This window comes from Variovorax sp. V15 (genome assembly GCF_041154425.1).
Taxonomy (GTDB): domain Bacteria; phylum Pseudomonadota; class Gammaproteobacteria; order Burkholderiales; family Burkholderiaceae_C; genus Variovorax; species Variovorax guangxiensis.
The window spans coordinates 6343219-6360399 of sequence record NZ_AP028659.1 but is presented as its reverse complement, the minus strand read 5'-3'; the positions used below and the strand labels follow the sequence as shown (position 1 = coordinate 6360399).

The window sequence follows — 17181 nt, the reverse complement described above, 5'->3', positions numbered from 1 at the left end:
TGCGTGCCGATGTCGACCGGAGAGCGTACTTCACAGCCCGGAATTTATCGCTGATAATTCTTATCAATGATAAATTCAAGCACCCTCCCAACCCCTTTCGCGAGCGGCCGCCATGCGCATGCCGTGATCCTCGCGATCGTCACGCTCGACGCGATCGGCATCAGCCTGGTCATGCCGATCGTGCCCAGCCTGCTACGCGAGGTCGGCCATACCGGTGACCTCGGCTGGCGCTTCGGCGCATTCCTCTCGCTCTACGCGTTGATGCAGTTCCTCTGCGCGCCGGTGCTCGGCGCGCTCAGCGACCGCTTCGGGCGCCGCCCGGTGCTGCTGGTCTCGGTGGCGGGCGCCGCCGTCGACGCGCTCTTCATGGCCTTCGCGCCGTCGCTGTGGATGCTGTTCGTGGGCCGCGCGATCGCCGGCATGACCGGGGCCAACATGGCGGTGGCCTCCGCTGCCATCGCCGACCTCACGCCCGAGAACCAGCGCGCGCGCTGGTTCGGCCGCATGGGCGCCTGCTTCGGCATCGGCTTCATCGCGGGGCCGGCGCTCGGCGGCGTGCTCGGCGACCACGGCGTGCGGCTGCCCTTCATCGCAGCCGCGGTGCTCAACGGCCTGACCTTCCTCGCGGCCCTGCTGCTGCTGCGCGAGTCGCGCCCGCCGAAGCTCGCCTCCCAGCCCTTCGACCGCGGCGTGCTGCACCCGCTCGCACCGCTGCGCTGGGCGAAGAGCTTTCCCGCGCTGCTGCCCATCCTCGGCGTGTTCACCGTGCTGATGCTGGTGGGCGAGGTCGCGGGCACGACCTGGGTGCTCTACGGCGAGGACAAGTTCGCGTGGAACGGCACCATGGTCGGCGTCTCGCTCGCGGTCTTCGGGCTGATCCAGGCGCTGATGCAGGGCTTCGTCGCGGGCCCGCTGGTCGAGCGCTGGGGCGAGCGCGCGGCCATCGCCATCGGCACCGCGGCCGACTGCACCGCCTATGCGCTGCTGGCCTTCGCCACGCAGGGCTGGATGGCGCTCGCACTGCTGCCGCTACTGTGCACGGGCGGCATCGGCGCGCCCGCGCTGCAGTCGATGCTCTCGGCCCGCGTGGGCGAGTCCGAGCAGGGACGGCTGCAGGGCGTGCTCGCGAGCCTGTCCAGCCTGGCCTCGGTGTTCGGGCCGCTGCTCATCAGCCAGCTCTACTTCGCCTTTCGCCTGCGCTTTCCCGGCATCGCGTGGCTGGCGGGCGCGGTGGTGTACCTGCTGTGCATGCCCGTGCTGCTGCGCAAGACTCCCAAGCCATAGCTCCGGTCTGACTTCGGTCCGATGCCAGAAACACCGAGGAACCGGCTTTGCCGGGCCTCAGGTGTTGCCCCCGGTAGGGGGTTGGCGAAGCGACACGAAGTGCGCGCAGCCTGGGGGCGAGCTTTATTTTTCTATCGTCTTGTTCCAGCGCGCGTTCCACGCCGGGCGGTTCGCGTTGATGCTTTCCCAGTCGATGGTCACGGCGGTCTTCATCCACTTGTTGATGTCGGCCACCTGGGCCACGCCGTCGCCCACCACCGGCGCCTTCGGGTTGGTGGGAATCTGCGCGCCGTACTGCAGCACGTTGGCCTGCGCCAGCGGACTCAGCAGGAACTCGGCGAGCTTCTGCGAGAGCTCGGGCTCGGTGTTGTTGGCGATCACGCACTGGCCGACCATGAGCACCACCGCGCCTTCCTTGGGCGGTGCGTATTCCACCGGAATGCCCTTGCTCTTCATCGCGGCCACGGCCGTGGGCGTGAGCGGGAAGATCGCGGCCTCGCCGGTCTGCACCATCTCCGAGAGCTTGGCCGAGCTCGGGATGTACTCCAGCACGTTCGGCCCGATGGTGGTGGGCCAGGCCTTGAAGCCGGGCTCCACGTTCTTGTCGTTGCCGCCCTGGATGCGGTTGAACATCAGGAAGCCGTGCAGCCCGAAGGAGGACGACGACACCGACTGGAACACCACCTTGCCCTTGTACTTCGCATCGGCCAGGTCCATCCAGGAGGTGGGCGGCGCCCAGCCCTTCTCCTTGAACATCTTCGCGTTGTAGGCCAGGCCCGTCATGCCCAGGCTCACGCCGCTGGCCATGTCGTCCTTGAAGCGCGCGGCCGGGTAGATTTCGCTGAGCGACTGGCTGGGCTTCTGCTTCTGGCACAGGCCCATGCCGATGGCGCGCACCATCACGCCGTCGTCGAGGAACATCACGTGCATCTGCGGCTTGTCCTTGTTGGCCTGCGCCTTGGCGAGGATGTCGGACGAGGTGCCCGGCACCACCACCACCTTCGCGCCGTAGGCCTTCTCGAAAGCCGGGAAGACGTACTGCGTGTACGCCTTCTCCATCGTGCCGCCGTTCATGCCGATGTAGAGGGTCTTGGTCTGCGCACCGGCGATGCCGGCGGCCGCGAGCAGCGCGGCCAGCAGCGGGAGGGTTCTGATCGATGACTTCTTGGACATGGCGATGCTCTCCATTCAGGTTCAGGTGGGGGATGCGGATGCGGTGAGGGATTCGTCGGCGCCGTCGAAGCGCTCGATGGCGAAGGCGTCGATGGGGGTGTCGGTGCGGCCGTCGCGCGCCAGCTCGGCCAGCACCTCGCCGGCGGCCGGGCCGATCTGGAAGCCCGCGCCCGCGAAGCCGAAGCCGTGGAACAGGCCCGGCGTGGTGCGGCTTGGGCCCAGCACCGGTTCGCGGTCGGGCAGGTAGCCCTCGGTGCCGCCCCAGGTGCGGATGATGTGCGCGTGGCGCAGCACCGGCAGCAGTTCGATCGCCTGCACCGCGAGCGTGGCGATGCCCTCGCGTTCTGCACGCGAGCGTTCGGCGTCGAGCGTGATGCCGGAGCCGCCGCCCAGCACCACGTTGCCGCGCTCCACCTGCCGGCAGTAGATGCCGCCGCCTTCCACGCCCAGGCTCCATTTCATGAAATGCGGCACCGGCTCGGTCACCGCCATCAGCGGGCTGCGCGAATACATCGGCGGTGTCTCGCCGAACTGGCTGGCGATGGCGCCGGCCCACGCGCCCGCGCAGTTCAGCAGCACCGGCGCCTGCACTTCGAGCGCGTTGCCGCTGCGCACCATGAACATGGCGCCGTCGTGCGCCACCTCGTCGACCCGGTGCCGCTCGAATACCTGCGCGCCCGCGCGCTGCGCCGCCAGCGCGAAGGCGGGCGACACCAGGCGCGGATTGGCCTGCCCGTCTTCCGCGCAGAGCGAGCCACCCACCGCGCGCGTACCCAGCCACGGGCACTGCTCGCGCAGTCGCGCGCCGGAGATCAGCTCCAGGCCCAGGTCGAAATCGCTGCTCAGCGCGCGGTAGCGCTCGAGCGAAGCCATGTCGGATTCGCTGCGCGCGATCTTGAAGTGGCCCGAGCGGATGTATTCGCCGTCGGTGCCCAGCAGCCCGGCAAGACCGCCCCAGATGCGGTGTGCTCGCTGCGCCAGCGGCAATTGGCTCACCGGCCGGCCCTGGCGGCGTACGCCGCCGTAGTTCACGCCGCTGGAACGTGAGCCGCAGAGGTCGCGCTCCAGCAGCACCACGCCGATGCCCATGCGGCGCAGGGCCAGTGCGGCGGAAGAGCCGACGATGCCGCCGCCGACGATGGCGACGTCGGTGCGAAGCTTCCTGATCGAACTCATGCGCCGCTCCCTTCGGCCGGCACGAGCCGGATCGGGATCGGCTTGATCGGCGCCTGCCCGCGCAGCCGGCCAACCTGCTGCAGCGGCTGCCGCGTCGCGTGCGCGAGGATCTCGGCCGCGGCCGCGCCGCACATGCGCCCCTGGCAGCGGCCCATGCCGACGCGCGACAGGGCCTTCAGGCGATTCATCTCGTCGGCGCCGGTGTTGGCGATGGTCTGGCGCAACGTGCCGGCGGTGACGTTCTCGCAGCGGCAGATGACGAGGTCGTCGGCCGCGTTCTCCGCCCAGTCCTGCGGCACGGGAAAGGCGCGCTCCAGGCCCTGGCGGAAGCCGGCGAGCTTTTCGAGCTTGCGTTCGAGCTCCGACGCACGCGCGGTGTCGATGGCGATGCCGGCATCCTGCAGCAGCGCCAGCGCTGCGCGCTCGCCAGCCCACTCGGCCGCATCCGCGCCCATGATGCCGGCTCCGTCGCCCGCGAGGTACACGCCCTGCACGCTGGAGCGCCCAGCCGCGTCGCGCACCGGCAGGTGCGCGCGGTGCAGCGGCGCGTAGTCGAAGCGGCAGCCGAGCAGGTCGGCGAGTTGCGTCTCCGAGCGCAGCGCGTAGCCGAAGCCGATCGCATCGCATTCGATCGTGCGCTCGTTCCCGCCGTCGAGCCAGGCCACGCCGGTGACGCGGCCCTGCGCCTCGTCGCCGAGCACGCGCAGCGGGCGCACGCCGCCATGCAGTGCAATGCCGTGCGCGCGCAGCCAGCCCACGTAGTACATGCCCTTCGCGAGCACGGCCGGCTGCGCCAGCATCGCCGGCGCGGCGGCGATCTGGTCGGCCAGGTGCGCCGTGTCGAGCACCGCGGCCACGTCCACGCCGGCCTTCGCATATTGATAAGCCACCAGGTAGAGCAGCGGCCCGGTGCCCATGAACACCACGCGCCGCCCGATGGCGCAGCCCTGGAACTTGAGCGCCACCTGCGCGCCGCCCAGCGTGTAGACGCCCGGCAGCGTCCAGCCCGGCAGCGGCAGCACGCGGTCGGTGGCGCCGGTCGCGACGATGAGGTGGCTGTAGGGCACGCGGCGGTTGCTGCGCGTGGGGTTGTGCATCACGTCGAGCGCCTGGTCCTGCGCGTTCCACGCGAGGCTGTCGGCATGGTGTTCGATGCGGCCCTGCAGCGCCTCGAAGGCGTTGTGCACAGCGTCGGCGCGCTTCGACTCGAAGCCGTAGAGCGTCTGCTTGTCGCGCGCCGTCAGGCCGGGAGGAGGACGGCGGTAGATCTGGCCGCCGGCGCGCGAGGCCTCGTCGATCACCACCGGCTTCAGGCCGTGCGCCACGAGCGTTTGCGCGGCGCGCACGCCGGCCGGACCTGCGCCGACGATCACCGGGCGGACTTCGCCTGTCGCTGCCGGTGTTGCTGTCGCGGTCATGCGCCGTCCTTTCCCGTGACCAGCGCCATGCCCGGCGCGATGAATGTCGAGCAGGCGCGAACGCGCTCGCCTTCGCCGGTGGAGATCCAGCAGTCCTGGCAGGCGCCCATCATGCAGAAGCCCGCGCGCGGCAGGCCGCTGAACTCGTTGCGGCGCAGTTGGCCGCACTGGGTGAGCACGGCGGTCAGCACGGTGTCGCCGGCCAGTGCGCTAGCCGGCTGGCCGTCGAGCGTGAAGGGCACCGTCGCGCGGCCGGTCTTCTCGGCCACGCGGTGGAGCAATGCGTGTGTTTTCATGGTCATCTATCTGCGCCCCACCAGCACGCGGTCGAGCCCGTAGACGCGATCGAGCAGCACCATCGCGAAGGCCGTCACCGCCACCATCAGCGCCGACACGGCGGCCATCAGCGGGTCGATGGACTCTGTCGCATACATGTACATGCGCACCGGCAGCGTCACCGTGCTCGGCGAGGTGACGAAGATCGACATCGTCACTTCGTCGAAGCTGTTGATGAACGACAGCATCCAGCCGCCGGTCACGCCCGGCAGGATCATCGGCAGCGTGATGCGGCGGAACACGGTGGCCTGGTTCGCGCCCAGCGAGAGCGCGGCCTGCTCGGCGCTGCGGTCGAAGCCCACCAGCGCCGCCACCACCAGCCGCAGCGTGTAGGGCGTGACGATGAGCGCATGCGCCAGCACCAGCCAGCCGAAGCTGCCAGCGCCACCCACCAGCGAGAACAGGCGCAGCAGCGCCACGCCCAGCACCAGGTGCGGCACGATCAGCGGCGAGAGGAACAGGCCGTTGAGGAAGTCGCGCCCCGGAAACTCGTAGCGCGTGATCGCCATGCCGGCCGGCACCGCGAGCAGCGTCGCGATGGTGGCCGAGCTCAGCGCGAGCCACAGGCTGTTCCAGAACGACTGCATGAAGTCGGGGTGCGCGAACACCGCCTCGAACCAGCGCAGCGAGAAGTGCGTGGTGGGGATGGTCAGCGTGTTCTCGGGCGTGAACGCCACGATGCACACCACCACCAGCGGCGCCAGCATGAAGACGATGACCAGCGCGTTGAACGCGAGGGCGATGGGGCCGTTTCTGCTCATCGGTTCACCCCAGCGCTTTCTTGTAGCGGCCTTCGACCAGGCGGTTGTAGCTGAGCATCACCGCCAGGTTGGCGACGAGCAGCACCAGCGCCACCGCCGCGCCCAGCGGCCAGTTGAGTTCGCTCAGGTACTCGTCGTAGACGATGGTCGCGACCATCTTCAGCCGGCGTCCGCCCAGGAGCCCCGGGATGGCGAAGGAACTCGCCGCCAGCCCGAACACGATCAGGCTGCCCGAGAGAATGCCCGGCATCACCTGCGGCAGCACGATGCGCCGCAGCGTGGTGAAGGGCGTGGCGTTGAGCGAGAGGGCGGCGTTCTCCACGCCGGGGTCGAGCTTCTGCAGCGAGGTCCACACCGGGATCACCATGAAGGGCAGCATCACGTGCACCAGCGCGATGACCACTGCCGCGCTGGTGTAGAGGATCTTCACCGGCCCGATGCCCAGCAGCTGCAGCAGCGCGTTCACCGCGCCCTCGGGCCCCAGCAGCATGCTCCAGCCGAAGGCCCGCACCACCACCGAGACCAAGAGCGGCGCGAGCACCACCAGCAGCAGCGCCGAGCGCCACGGGTTGCGCATGCGGCTGAGCACATAGGCCTCGGGCGCGCCGATCAGCACGCAGATCAGCGTGACCAGGGCCGAGACCCAGAAGGTGCGCCAGAAGATGCCGAGGTAGTAGGAGTCGGAGAACACCAGCGCGTAGTGCGCGAGCGTGAACTCGCCCGACTTCGGCCCCGTGGCAGGGTCGTAGACGTTGAACGACAGCACTGCGGTGAGCCCGAGCGGCACCACCAGCAGCACCGTGAACAGCAGCAGCGCGGGGCCGGAGAGCCACCATGCGGTGGCCTTGCTTTTCGATGCGCTGCTCATGCCGCGACAGCCCTTTCATCGGCCGGCAGAAGCCGCATGCAATGCGCCGGCCAGTCGATGCCCGTACGGCTGCCTTCGGCGAGGGCCTCGCGCCCGTCGTTGGGGCTCAGCACCATGAGCTCGCCCACCGAAGTCGCCACGCGGTAGAGCCACTGGCTGCCGAGGAAGAAGCGCTCCTGCACCTCGCCGTCGATGCGGCCCTGGCCCGGCGCCACCAGCTGCAGCTTCTCGGGCCGCACGCTCAGCAGCGCGGCGGCGTCGACACTGAAGCCGGTGTCGTCCACGTCCAGCGAGAGCGCGCCCACCTCCACGCAGGTGCGCCCGGGGCCGCTGCCCGACACGCGGCAGTCCAGCAGGTTGGCCTTGCCCACGAAGGTGGAGATGAAGCGCGTGCCCGGATGCTCGTACACGCGCTGCGGATGATCGATCTGCGTGGCGCGCCCGCCCTCCATCACCACCACGCGGTCGCTGATCGACATGGCCTCGCTCTGGTCGTGCGTGACCATCACCGTGGTGGTGCCGACCTTGCGCTGGATCTGGCGCAGCTCGAACTGCATCTCCTCGCGCAGCTTGGCGTCGAGGTTCGACAGCGGCTCGTCCAGCAGCAGCACCGGCGGCTCGATCACCAGCGCGCGCGCCAGCGCCACCCGCTGCCGCTGGCCGCCCGAAAGCTCGCGCGGGTAGCGCGCGGCATGCTGCTCGAGGTGCACCAGCGCCAGCGCCTGCTTCACCCGTTCGGTGCGCTCGGCCTTCGGCATCCTGCGCATCTCGAGGCCGAAGCTCACGTTGTCGGCCACCGTCATGTGCGGGAAGAGGGCGTAGGTCTGGAACACGATGCCCAGCCCGCGCGTGTTGGCCTTGGCGTGCGTGATGTCCTTGCCCGCGAGCTCGATGCGGCCGCTGCTCACCGCCTCGAAGCCCGCGATCATCTGGAGCGTGGTCGTCTTGCCGCAGCCCGAAGGACCGAGCAGCGAGACGAACTCGCCCTTTTCCACCGAGAGATTCATGTCCGTCACCGCACGGGTGGCGCCATAGAACTTGGTCACGTCGGTGAGCCGCAGGAATGACATGGAACGGGCCTTTCTTCGGGGGCGAAAAGATGGCTTCAGGCACCTTGCTTCGACTTGGTGCGGGCCATGGACAGCTTGCTGTCCTTGATTCACTCTATTGCAACGATTGAGCCACATCGCCTCGGGTATTCCATTAATCAGAATCTTTCTTCAATTTATTCCGTTCAATGGAATATCATGGCTTCGATCAATGAATCGAATTCCGCAGGAGGAAGGTATGGATAGCTCTTCGGCGAACACCCCGGCCGGCGCAGGGGCGAACGCGGCGGCCAGCGGCGGCGTGCCGCGCGTCTTTTCGGTGATCCGCGCGCTCGGCGCGGTGCAGGCCGAGGGCGGGCGCGTGACGCAGATCGCGCGCTCGGTCGGCCTCACCCAGGCCACCACGCACCGGCTGCTGCAGTCGCTCATCGCCGAAGGCATGGTCGAGCAGGACGAGCGCAGCAAGCTCTACCGCCTGAGCATCGATTTCTTCGCGCTGGCCGCCAGCGCGGGCAACCCCGGCGACCTGCGCTCCATCTGCCGGCCCGTGCTGCTGCGGCTGTGCGCTAGCCTCGGCGACAGCATCTTCCTGCTGGCGCGCAGCGGCTTCGACGCCGTGTGCCTCGACCGGAGCGAAGGGCCCTTTCCCATCCGCTCCTTCACCGGCGACATCGGCGGGCGCATCGCGCTGGGCGTGGGGCAAGGTGCGCTGGCGATCCTGGCCTTCCTGCCCGAGGCCGAGCGCGAGGAGGTGATCCGCTTCAACCTTTCGCGCGTTCGCGAGTACGGCGTGTACGACGAGGTCTACCTGCGCACCGAGATCGAGCGCGTGCGGCAGCAGGGCTACGCGGGGCGCAACACCGGCCTGCTCGAAGGCATGGCCGGCGTGGCCGTGCCCATCCTCGACCGCGAAGGCCGCGCGGTGGCCGCGCTGAGCGTGGGCACCATCGCCGACCGGCTCAACGCCGACCGCATGCCGACGGTGGTGGAGCTGCTGAAACGCGAGGCGGCGGTGATCGGGCCGAGGATCAACCCCTTCGATGCGACGCTGAGGCGGCCGGCGCAGAGCCTGGCGAGTTCGCCGGCGGGGCAGAAGATTCCGTTGCCTGAGCCCTCGGGGGCGGGCTGAGCAGGGAGCCGACCATGAACAACCCCTCGATCCTCTACCCCGTCTTCGCCCTCGCGGCCCTCACCGGCATGGTGCTGCTGCTCATTCCCTTCACGCGCGTGCGCGCCGTTCTGCGCCGCGAAGTCCGGGCGGCCGATTTCAGGCTGGGCGAGTCGGCGGCGGTGCCGGATGCGGTGCGCATTCCCAACCGCAACTACATGAACCTGCTGGAGCTGCCGGTGCTGTTCTACGTGGTGTGCCTGGTCTTCTACGTGGCGGCGCAGCCGACGCCCGCGGCCGTGTGGCTGGCCTGGGCCTACGTGGGGCTGCGGGCGCTGCATAGCGCGGTGCACCTGACCTACAACCACGTGCTGCACCGGTTGTACGTGTTCGCGGCGAGCAATGCGGTGCTGGTGGCGCTGTGGGTCCTGGCGGCGGCCCGGTTGGTGCGCTAGACGCACATCAAAAGGCCGGGATCCTTCCTGAAACGCATCAGGTCCTTCCATATTTTCATTAGGCAATCGCGCGGGATTCGCTGATATTGGCCGGATCAGGCCTCTCGCCGCCTTCCCGTTTTCCCTTCACCTGTCCCCCGGAGCGTGCTCATGTCCGAAGCCCAGACCTCTCATCCCGTCGCCACCGAAGTCGAACAGCTGCTGCAGCGCCTGGGCGTGCCCCGCGCGGCCCACATCGGCGGCGAGCTGACGGTGCGTTCGCCCGTCAGCGGCGAAGTGGTGGCGCAGGTGCCGCAGACCTCGCCGGCCGAAGCGACGGCGGTGATCGGCCGCGCGCACGAGGCCTTCAAGGCCTGGCGCAACGTGCCGGCGCCGCGCCGCGGCGAGCTGGTGCGGCTGCTGGGCGAGGAACTGCGCGCCGCCAAGGCCGACCTGGGCCGTCTCGTGACGCTGGAGGCCGGCAAGATTCCGTCCGAGGGCGCGGGCGAGGTGCAGGAGATGATCGACATCTGCGACTTCGCAGTCGGCCTTTCGCGCCAGATCTACGGCCTCACGCTGGCCACCGAGCGCGCGGAGCACCGGATGATGGAAACCTGGCATCCGCTGGGCGTGTGCGGCGTGATCTCGGCCTTCAACTTCCCGGTGGCGGTGTGGTCGTGGAACGCGGCGCTGGCGCTGGTGTGCGGCGACCCGGTGGTGTGGAAGCCTTCCGAAAAGACGCCGCTGACCGCGCTGGCCGTGCACGCCATCGCGCAGCGCGCCATCGCACGCTTCGGCGACGCGCCCGAAGGCCTGCTGGGCCTGCTGCTGGGCCAGCGCGACATCGGCGAGCTGCTGGTGGACGACCACCGCGTGCCCGTTCTCTCGGCCACCGGCTCGACCGCCATGGGCCGGCAGGTGGGGCCGAAGCTGGCCGCGCGCTTCGCCCGCGCCATTCTCGAACTCGGCGGCAACAACGCCGCCATCGTCACGCCCTCGGCCGACCTCGACCTCGCGCTGCGCGGCATCGCCTTCGCGGCCATGGGCACGGCCGGCCAGCGCTGCACCACGCTGCGCCGCCTCTTCGTGCACGAGAGCGTGTACGAACAGCTGGTGCCCAAGCTCGCCAAGGTCTACGGCAACGTGCAGGTGGGCGATCCGCGCGAGGCCGGCACGCTGGTCGGCCCGCTGATCGACCGCGCGGCCTTCGACGGCATGCAGAAGGCGCTCTCCGAAAGCCGCGAGGCCGGTGCCACGGTGCACGGCGGCCAGCGCGTGGACGGCATCGGCACGAAGGACGCCTACTACGTGCGCCCGGCGCTGGTGGAGTTGAAGTCGCACGAGGGCCCGGTGCTGCGCGAGACCTTCGCGCCCATCCTTTATGTGGTGCGCTACAGCTCGCTCGACGAGGCCATCGAGCAGCACAACGCGGTGGGCGCGGGCCTGTCGTCGTCGATCTTCACGCTGAACATGCGCGAGGCCGAGCGCTTCATGTCGAGCTCGGGCTCGGACTGCGGCATCGCCAACGTCAACATCGGCCCGAGCGGCGCCGAGATCGGCGGTGCCTTCGGCGGCGAGAAGGAAACCGGCGGCGGACGCGAAGCCGGCTCCGACAGCTGGAAGGCGTACATGCGCCGCGCCACCAACACCATCAACTACTCGACCGCCTTGCCCCTTGCACAAGGCGTGACCTTCGACATCGGCGACTGACCGACCGCTTCCGGACTGCCCGGGGCCTGCCGCTTCGCGCGCCAGGCGGGCAGCCGCATGCCTTCACTGCAACCAGAACCACAACCAGGAGACAGAAGAAATGAGGATTTCCTTCAAGACCATCGCCGCAGCAGGCGGCCTGCTCGCGTTTTCGTTCGGCGCCACCGCGCAGACCGCCGCCGCCGCCGGCGGCACGCTCGACAAGATCAGGTCCAGCGGCAAGGTGGTGCTCGGCGTGCGCGAGGCTTCGCCGCCCATGGCCTACATGCTGGGCGCGGGCGAGAAGTACGTGGGCTATCACGTCGAGCTGTGCGAGCGCGTGCTGAAGGACATCGCGCCGCAGGCCAGGCTCGAATACATGGCCGTGACCGCGCAGAACACCATCCCGCTGGTGCAGAACGGCACACTGGACATCGGCTGCGGCCCCACCACCAACAACATGGCGCGCCAGCAGCTGGTGGCTTTCGCGCTCACCACCTACGTGAGCGAGGTGCGCATGGCCACCAGGGTCGACTCGGGCATCACCAGCCTCGACCAGCTCGCGGGCCGCAACGTGTCGGCCTCCTCCGGCACCACCGCGGTGCAGCTTCTTCGCAAGCGCGAGCGCGCGCAGAACGTCTCGTACAACACCTTGCTCGGCAAGGACCACCTGGAGAGCTTCCTGCTGATGGAGGCGGGCCGCGCCGATGCCTTCGTGCTCGACGACAACCTGCTGGCCGGGATCATCGCGAACTCGAAGAACCCCTCGGCCTACCGCATCGTGGGCGAGCCGCTGGGCTCGGAGCCGATCGCGCTGCTGTTCCGCAAGGACGACCCGGCCTTCAAGTCGGCGGTGGACGACTCGCTGCGCCGCATGATGAAGAGCGGCGAGCTCGAGAAGATCTACGGCAAGTGGTTCGTCGCAGCCATTCCGCCGAAGAACACCAGCCTGAACCTGCCGATGAGCGCGACGCTGAAGCAGCTCATCGCCGAGCCCAACGACAAGCCGCTGGAGGCCTACGCCAAGTGACCGCAGACACAGTCGCCCCCGTCGTCTTTTCTCCTGCGCAGCGCGTGCGCGCCATCGGCGTCTCGGAGATCCTGCGCATCACCGACCACGCCAACGCGCTCAAGCGCGCGGGCCGCCCGGTGATCGTTCTGGGTGCGGGCGAGCCCGACTTCGACACGCCGCAGAACGTGCGCGACGCTGCCGTGCGCGCCATCGGCCTGGGCGACACGCGCTATACGGTGCTCGACGGCAGCCCGGCGATGAAGGCGGCGGTGCAGCTGAAATTCAGGCGCGACAACGCGCTCGACTTCGCGCTCGACGAGATCAGCGTAAGCGCGGGCGCCAAGCAGGTGATCTTCAACGCGCTGATGGCCAGCCTGGGCCCGGGCGACGAGGTGATCCTGCCCGCGCCGTACTGGACTTCGTACGCCGACATCGTGCAGGTCTGCGGCGGCGTACCCGTGCCGGTGGCCTGTACCGAAGCGAACGGCTTCAGGCTCGACGCGGCGCAGCTCGAAGCGGCCATCACGCCGCGCACGCGCTGGCTCTTCCTGAATTCGCCCTCGAACCCGAGCGGCGCGGCCTACAGCGCTGCGCAGCTCAAGCCGCTGTGCGAGGTGCTGCTGCGCCATCCGCAGGTCTGGGTGCTGGCGGACGACATCTACGAGCACATCCTCTACGACGGTCTGGCCTTCGCCACGCCGGTGGCGGTGGAGCCGCGCCTGCGCGAGCGCACGCTGACGGTGAACGGCGTGTCCAAGGCCTATGCGATGACCGGCTGGCGCGTGGGCTACGGCGCGGGGCCGCGCGCGCTGATTGCAGCGATGGCGGTGGTGCAGAGCCAGACCACCTCCTGCCCCTCGTCCATCAGCCAGGCGGCCGCCATCGAGGCGCTGACCGGGCCGCAGGACATCGTGGCCCAGCGCTGCGCCGACTTCCAGGCGCGGCGCGACTTCGTGGTCGCCGCGCTGAACCGCGCGCCGGGCCTGCACTGCCGCGTGCCTGAGGGCGCGTTCTACACATTCGCGAGCTGCGCCGGCGTGCTCGGCAGGCGCACGCGCGGCGGCACTCTGCTGCACAGCGACAGCGACTTCTGCCGCTACCTGCTGCAGGACTTCGAGGTGGCGGTGGTGCCGGGCAGCGTGTTCGGGCTGGCGCCGTATTTCCGGATCTCATACGCGACCTCGATGGCGCAGCTGCAGGAGGCCTGCGAGCGCATCGCCGCCGCCTGCGCCGCGCTCGAGTGAGCGACCCATCGGCCTGTTTCATTTCATCGGAAACCCCATGACCACACCCCGCACCGGCGGCCAGATCCTGGTCGACCAGCTCGTCACCCACGGCGTCGAGCAGCTCTTCTGCGTGCCCGGCGAGAGCTTTCTCGCCGTGCTCGACGCGCTGCACGACGCCTCCATCGAAGTGACCGTGTGCCGCCAGGAAGGCGGCGCGACGATGATGGCCGAGGCCCAGGGCAAGCTCACCGGCAGGCCGGGCGTGTGCTTCGTGACGCGCGGGCCGGGCGCCACCAATGCATCGGCGGGCGTGCACATCGCGCACCAGGACTCGACGCCGCTGCTGCTCTTCGTCGGCCAGGTCGCGCGCGACGCGCTGGGCCGCGAGGCCTTCCAGGAGCTGGACTACGGCGCGGTGTTCGGCACCATGGCCAAGTGGGTGGTGCAGATCGACGACCCGGCGCGCGTGCCCGAGCTGGTGTCGCGCGCCTTCCATGTCGCCACCTCGGGCCGGCCCGGCCCGGTGGTGATCGCGCTGCCGGAAGACATGCTGACCGAGGCCGCGACGGTTGCCGACGCGCAGCCTTATGCCGTCACCGAAACCCATCCAGGCGCCGGGCAGCTCGCCGAACTGCAGCAGCGCCTGTTGCAGGCGCAGCGGCCGGTGGCCATCGTGGGCGGCAGCCGCTGGTCGGAGAAGGCAGCGGGCCAGTTCGCGGATTTCGCGGTGGCGTTCTCGCTGCCCGTGTACTGCTCGTTCCGCCGCCAGATGCTGATGTCTGCCGAGCACCCCTGCTACGCGGGCGACCTCGGGCTGGGCGTCAATCCGAAGATGCTGGAGCGCATCCGCAACGCCGACCTGATCCTGCTGGCCGGCGGGCGCCTGTCGGAGGTGCCGTCGCAGGGCTATGAGCTGCTGTCCATCCCGCAGCCGAAGCAGGCGCTGGTGCACGTGCATGCCGACGCCGACGAGCTGGGCAAGCTGTATCGCCCGGCGCTGGGCATCCATGCCACGCCGCAGGCATTCGCCGAAGCCGTTTCCACGCTGCGCCCCGCGCAGGTTCCGGCCTGGGCAGCGGAAACGAAGACCGCTCGCCAAGACTTCCTGCGCTGGAGCGACCCGTCGCCGATCCGCATTCCGGGCGCGCTGCAGATGGGCGAGGTCATGCAGCACCTGCGCGAGGTGCTGCCGGCCGACACCATCTTCTGCAACGGCGCGGGCAACTTCGCCACCTGGGTGCACCGCTTCTGGCCGTTCCGCGCGTACGCGAGCCAGCTCGCTCCCACCAGCGGCTCCATGGGCTACGGCCTGCCGGCCGGCGTCGGCGCCAAGCGGCTGTGGCCGCAGCGCGAGGTGGTGGTGTTCGCGGGCGACGGCGACTTCATGATGCACGGCCAGGAATTCGCCACCGCCGTGCAGTACGGGCTGCCGATCATCGTGGTGCTGCTGGACAACGCCATGTACGGCACCATCCGCATGCACCAGGAAAAGCACTACCCCGGCCGCATCAGTGCCACGCAGTTGAAGAACCCGGACTTCCGTGGTTACGCGGAGGTGTTCGGCGGGCACGGCGAGCGCGTCGAGAGCACCGAAGAGTTCGGCCCCGCGCTGGCCCGTGCGCGCGCCAGCGGCAAGCCGGCGATCCTGCACTGCCTGCTGGACCCGGAGGCCATCACGCCGGGCAGCACGCTGCAGTCGATTCGCAAGGCTGCGCTGGAGGGCTGAGCAAGCCTCAGCGCAGGCCGCCTACGTACCGGGGTGGGGGCGTGGGCGGCTGGCCGTCGGGCTGGCGCGCCGCCAGGCGCGCGGCGCGTGCCAGCGGTTCCATCGCCTGCTCCAGGCGGGTGGCGAGCAGGTAGAGCTCCTCGTCCTTGGTGTCGGCGGCGTGCGCGCGCGTCATGCGCACGATCTCGGCGGCGTACTCGGCGTTGGTCGCCATCCATTCGGTGTCGGTCACGCGGCCGTGCTTTCGCCGCAGCGCCACGTGGAGGCGGGCGGCGAGGGCGATGCGTTCGCTTTCTGACATGGATGGGGACATGGCTTGTTTCCTCCGGCGGTGGGTCAACTGCTCCCGAGATGTTCCCTGTGCTGTGCAAGATCGAGGCCCAGCTGCTCGCTGTCGGCATCGACGCGCAGGCCGACGATGACGTGCACCAGGAACAGCACCACGGCCGTGCCCGTCGCACTGAAGATGGCCACGCTGCCGACCGCGATCGCCTGCGTCAGCACGTCGCCGGTGGCGCCCGAGATGCGTGCGTCGGCGAACACGCCCGTCAGCAGCGCACCCACGATGCCGCCGATGCCGTGCACGCCGAACACGTCGAGCGAGTCGTCCGCCCCCAGCAGGTGCTTCAGGCCGGTGGCGCCCCAATAGCAGGCCAGCCCCGCGATGGCGCCGATGGCCAGCGCGGCCGGCGGCGTGACGAAGCCGGCCGCCGGCGTGATGGCCACCAGCCCGGCCACGAGGCCCGAGCACAGGCCCAGCAGCGAGGGGCTGCGCCGCACGATCCATTCGCCGAGCATCCAGCTCATGGCGCCGGCAGCCGCCGCGATGTGCGTGACCAGCATCGCCAGCCCCGCGCGCCCGTCGGCCGCCACCGCCGAGCCGGCATTGAAGCCGAACCAGCCCACCCACAGCAGGCCGGCGCCGGTCATGGTGAAAGCCAGGTTGTAGGGCTCGAAGGCCTCGCGGCCGTAGCCCTTGCGCGAGCCGAGGGCGTAGGCGCACACGAGCCCGGCGATGCCGGCGTTGACGTGCACCACCGAGCCGCCCGCGAAGTCGAGCGCGCCCATCTGCGCGAGCCAGCCGCCCGGCTCCCACACCCAGTGCGCGACGGGCGCATACACCAGCACGCTCCACAGCAGCGCGAACCACAGGATCGCCGAGAAGCGCATGCGCTCGACGAAGGCGCCGAGCACCAGCGCCGTGGTGATGATCGCGAAGGTCAGCTGGAACATCGCGTAGACCGACTCGGGCACGTTGGGCGCCACGTGGCTCACCGCGAGCTGGCCGGCCTCCTTCAGGTAGTCGAAGCCCGAGAACCAGAAGCGCCCGGAGCCGCCGAGCCAGGGCCAGCCCTCGGTGAAAGCCAGCGAATAGCCCACCGCGAACCAGGTCAGCGAGACCGTCGAGGCGATCGCCACCACCGCGGCCATGGTGGCCAGCACGTTCTTGCGGCGCACCATGCCCGCGTAGAAGAGAGCGATGCCGGGCAGCGTCATCAGCAGCACCAGCGCGGTCGAGGTCATCATCCATGCGGTGTCTGCCGCGTTGATGGAGGCTTGCGGTGCCAGGGCCATGGTCGCTTTCTTCTTCATGTGGTGGACTCAGGCGCCCCGTGCACAAGTCGTGCCACGTCGTTAACTATCAGAAACACTTTGGTTTGCAAATCGGGCTTCCCGCGTAAGGCAAAGCGGGTAATTCCCTATGCACTGAGGCGGTGCGTGCCCCTAAAGTCTGCGCACTCGCGAACGGGCCCTGCTCGTGTGCCGAGGGTCCGAGGAGACAATCCCCCCTAGCAACAATAAAAATTCTTCAAAGGCTCCGTACGAGATGCCTGTTCGACTTTGAAAGGCGCCGCTGGTCGGCGCCTTTTTTATTTCCGCGAAGGCTTGAGGCCCGGGCCTTTTCAGCTACTTTTTCGAT

General features: G+C 69.3%; 16 protein-coding genes. 7 read left to right on the top strand and 9 right to left on the bottom strand.

What is annotated here, in order from left to right:
* Positions 1–66: 66 nt before the first annotated feature.
* A complete protein-coding gene (gene tet / locus ACAM57_RS30055) occupies positions 67–1284 on the top strand; it encodes a Tet(A)/Tet(B)/Tet(C) family tetracycline efflux MFS transporter (RefSeq protein ID WP_369659969.1) in 1218 nt (405 codons plus the stop codon).
* 123 nt (positions 1285–1407) lie between these two features.
* On the opposite strand, the gene ACAM57_RS30050 is transcribed toward tet, so the two are convergent.
* The 7 genes from ACAM57_RS30050 to ACAM57_RS30020 are packed head-to-tail and all read right to left on the bottom strand — an operon-like array spanning position 1408 to position 8086.
* Positions 1408–2457, bottom strand: a complete 1050-nt coding sequence (locus ACAM57_RS30050; protein WP_240650655.1) for an ABC transporter substrate-binding protein — start codon at positions 2455–2457, stop codon at positions 1408–1410.
* A 21-nt stretch (positions 2458–2478) separates the two neighbouring features.
* Complete coding sequence (locus ACAM57_RS30045; RefSeq protein ID WP_369659968.1) at positions 2479–3633, bottom strand: NAD(P)/FAD-dependent oxidoreductase; 1155 nt, start codon at positions 3631–3633, stop codon at positions 2479–2481.
* Entirely contained in the window at positions 3630–5051 is a 1422-nt protein-coding gene (locus ACAM57_RS30040; RefSeq protein ID WP_369659967.1) for an FAD-dependent oxidoreductase, read from the bottom strand. Before ACAM57_RS30040 ends, ACAM57_RS30045 begins: the two co-directional genes overlap by 4 nt.
* Complete coding sequence (locus ACAM57_RS30035; RefSeq protein ID WP_369659966.1) at positions 5048–5353, bottom strand: (2Fe-2S)-binding protein; 306 nt, start codon at positions 5351–5353, stop codon at positions 5048–5050. The genes ACAM57_RS30040 and ACAM57_RS30035 overlap by 4 nt, the downstream gene beginning before the upstream one ends.
* A complete protein-coding gene (locus tag ACAM57_RS30030; RefSeq protein WP_369659965.1) occupies positions 5354–6148 on the bottom strand; it encodes an ABC transporter permease in 795 nt (264 codons plus the stop codon).
* A 4-nt stretch (positions 6149–6152) separates the two neighbouring features.
* A complete protein-coding gene (locus tag ACAM57_RS30025) occupies positions 6153–7016 on the bottom strand; it encodes an ABC transporter permease (protein ID WP_184640282.1) in 864 nt (287 codons plus the stop codon).
* A complete protein-coding gene (locus tag ACAM57_RS30020; RefSeq protein WP_369659964.1) occupies positions 7013–8086 on the bottom strand; it encodes an ABC transporter ATP-binding protein in 1074 nt (357 codons plus the stop codon). The genes ACAM57_RS30025 and ACAM57_RS30020 overlap by 4 nt, the downstream gene beginning before the upstream one ends.
* A gap of 217 nt (positions 8087–8303) precedes the next feature.
* Between ACAM57_RS30020 and ACAM57_RS30015 the strand changes: the two genes are divergently transcribed.
* The 6 genes from ACAM57_RS30015 (at position 8304) to ACAM57_RS29990 (ending at position 15260) form a co-directional block, all read left to right on the top strand.
* Positions 8304–9194: an IclR family transcriptional regulator gene (locus tag ACAM57_RS30015; RefSeq protein ID WP_369659963.1), complete on the top strand. Its 891-nt coding sequence runs from the start codon at positions 8304–8306 to the stop codon at positions 9192–9194.
* Between the two features lie 14 nt (positions 9195–9208).
* Complete coding sequence (locus ACAM57_RS30010; protein WP_184640276.1) at positions 9209–9628, top strand: MAPEG family protein; 420 nt, start codon at positions 9209–9211, stop codon at positions 9626–9628.
* 150 nt (positions 9629–9778) lie between these two features.
* Entirely contained in the window at positions 9779–11317 is a 1539-nt protein-coding gene (locus ACAM57_RS30005; protein ID WP_369659962.1) for an aldehyde dehydrogenase family protein, read from the top strand.
* Between the two features lie 100 nt (positions 11318–11417).
* Entirely contained in the window at positions 11418–12326 is a 909-nt protein-coding gene (locus tag ACAM57_RS30000) for an amino acid ABC transporter substrate-binding protein (protein WP_369659961.1), read from the top strand.
* Positions 12323–13552, top strand: a complete 1230-nt coding sequence (locus tag ACAM57_RS29995; protein ID WP_369659960.1) for a pyridoxal phosphate-dependent aminotransferase — start codon at positions 12323–12325, stop codon at positions 13550–13552. Before ACAM57_RS30000 ends, ACAM57_RS29995 begins: the two co-directional genes overlap by 4 nt.
* A 37-nt stretch (positions 13553–13589) precedes the next feature.
* Positions 13590–15260, top strand: a complete 1671-nt coding sequence (locus ACAM57_RS29990) for a thiamine pyrophosphate-binding protein (protein ID WP_369659959.1) — start codon at positions 13590–13592, stop codon at positions 15258–15260.
* Between the two features lie 7 nt (positions 15261–15267).
* On the opposite strand, the gene ACAM57_RS29985 is transcribed toward ACAM57_RS29990, so the two are convergent.
* Positions 15268–15561: a hypothetical protein gene (locus tag ACAM57_RS29985; protein ID WP_026346475.1), complete on the bottom strand. Its 294-nt coding sequence runs from the start codon at positions 15559–15561 to the stop codon at positions 15268–15270.
* 35 nt (positions 15562–15596) lie between these two features.
* Positions 15597–16853 (bottom strand): ammonium transporter, encoded by a 1257-nt coding sequence (locus ACAM57_RS29980; protein ID WP_369659958.1) that lies wholly within the window; start codon positions 16851–16853, stop codon positions 15597–15599.
* Positions 16854–17181 lie beyond the last annotated feature (328 nt).

What these genes read in the sequence shown, in the direction of transcription:
- tet (WP_369659969.1), top strand. Translation starts at nt 67, where the DNA reads ATGATAAATTCAAGCACCCTCCCAACCCCTTTCGCGAGCGGCCGCCAT.
- ACAM57_RS30050 (WP_240650655.1), bottom strand. Translation starts at nt 2,457, where the DNA reads ATGTCCAAGAAGTCATCGATCAGAACCCTCCCGCTGCTGGCCGCGCTG.
- ACAM57_RS30045 (WP_369659968.1), bottom strand. Translation starts at nt 3,633, where the DNA reads ATGAGTTCGATCAGGAAGCTTCGCACCGACGTCGCCATCGTCGGCGGC.
- ACAM57_RS30040 (WP_369659967.1), bottom strand. Translation starts at nt 5,051, where the DNA reads ATGACCGCGACAGCAACACCGGCAGCGACAGGCGAAGTCCGCCCGGTG.
- ACAM57_RS30035 (WP_369659966.1), bottom strand. Translation starts at nt 5,353, where the DNA reads ATGACCATGAAAACACACGCATTGCTCCACCGCGTGGCCGAGAAGACC.
- ACAM57_RS30030 (WP_369659965.1), bottom strand. Translation starts at nt 6,148, where the DNA reads ATGAGCAGAAACGGCCCCATCGCCCTCGCGTTCAACGCGCTGGTCATC.
- ACAM57_RS30025 (WP_184640282.1), bottom strand. Translation starts at nt 7,016, where the DNA reads ATGAGCAGCGCATCGAAAAGCAAGGCCACCGCATGGTGGCTCTCCGGC.
- ACAM57_RS30020 (WP_369659964.1), bottom strand. Translation starts at nt 8,086, where the DNA reads ATGTCATTCCTGCGGCTCACCGACGTGACCAAGTTCTATGGCGCCACC.
- ACAM57_RS30015 (WP_369659963.1), top strand. Translation starts at nt 8,304, where the DNA reads ATGGATAGCTCTTCGGCGAACACCCCGGCCGGCGCAGGGGCGAACGCG.
- ACAM57_RS30010 (WP_184640276.1), top strand. Translation starts at nt 9,209, where the DNA reads ATGAACAACCCCTCGATCCTCTACCCCGTCTTCGCCCTCGCGGCCCTC.
- ACAM57_RS30005 (WP_369659962.1), top strand. Translation starts at nt 9,779, where the DNA reads ATGTCCGAAGCCCAGACCTCTCATCCCGTCGCCACCGAAGTCGAACAG.
- ACAM57_RS30000 (WP_369659961.1), top strand. Translation starts at nt 11,418, where the DNA reads ATGAGGATTTCCTTCAAGACCATCGCCGCAGCAGGCGGCCTGCTCGCG.
- ACAM57_RS29990 (WP_369659959.1), top strand. Translation starts at nt 13,590, where the DNA reads ATGACCACACCCCGCACCGGCGGCCAGATCCTGGTCGACCAGCTCGTC.
- ACAM57_RS29985 (WP_026346475.1), bottom strand. Translation starts at nt 15,561, where the DNA reads ATGTCAGAAAGCGAACGCATCGCCCTCGCCGCCCGCCTCCACGTGGCG.
- ACAM57_RS29980 (WP_369659958.1), bottom strand. Translation starts at nt 16,853, where the DNA reads ATGAAGAAGAAAGCGACCATGGCCCTGGCACCGCAAGCCTCCATCAAC.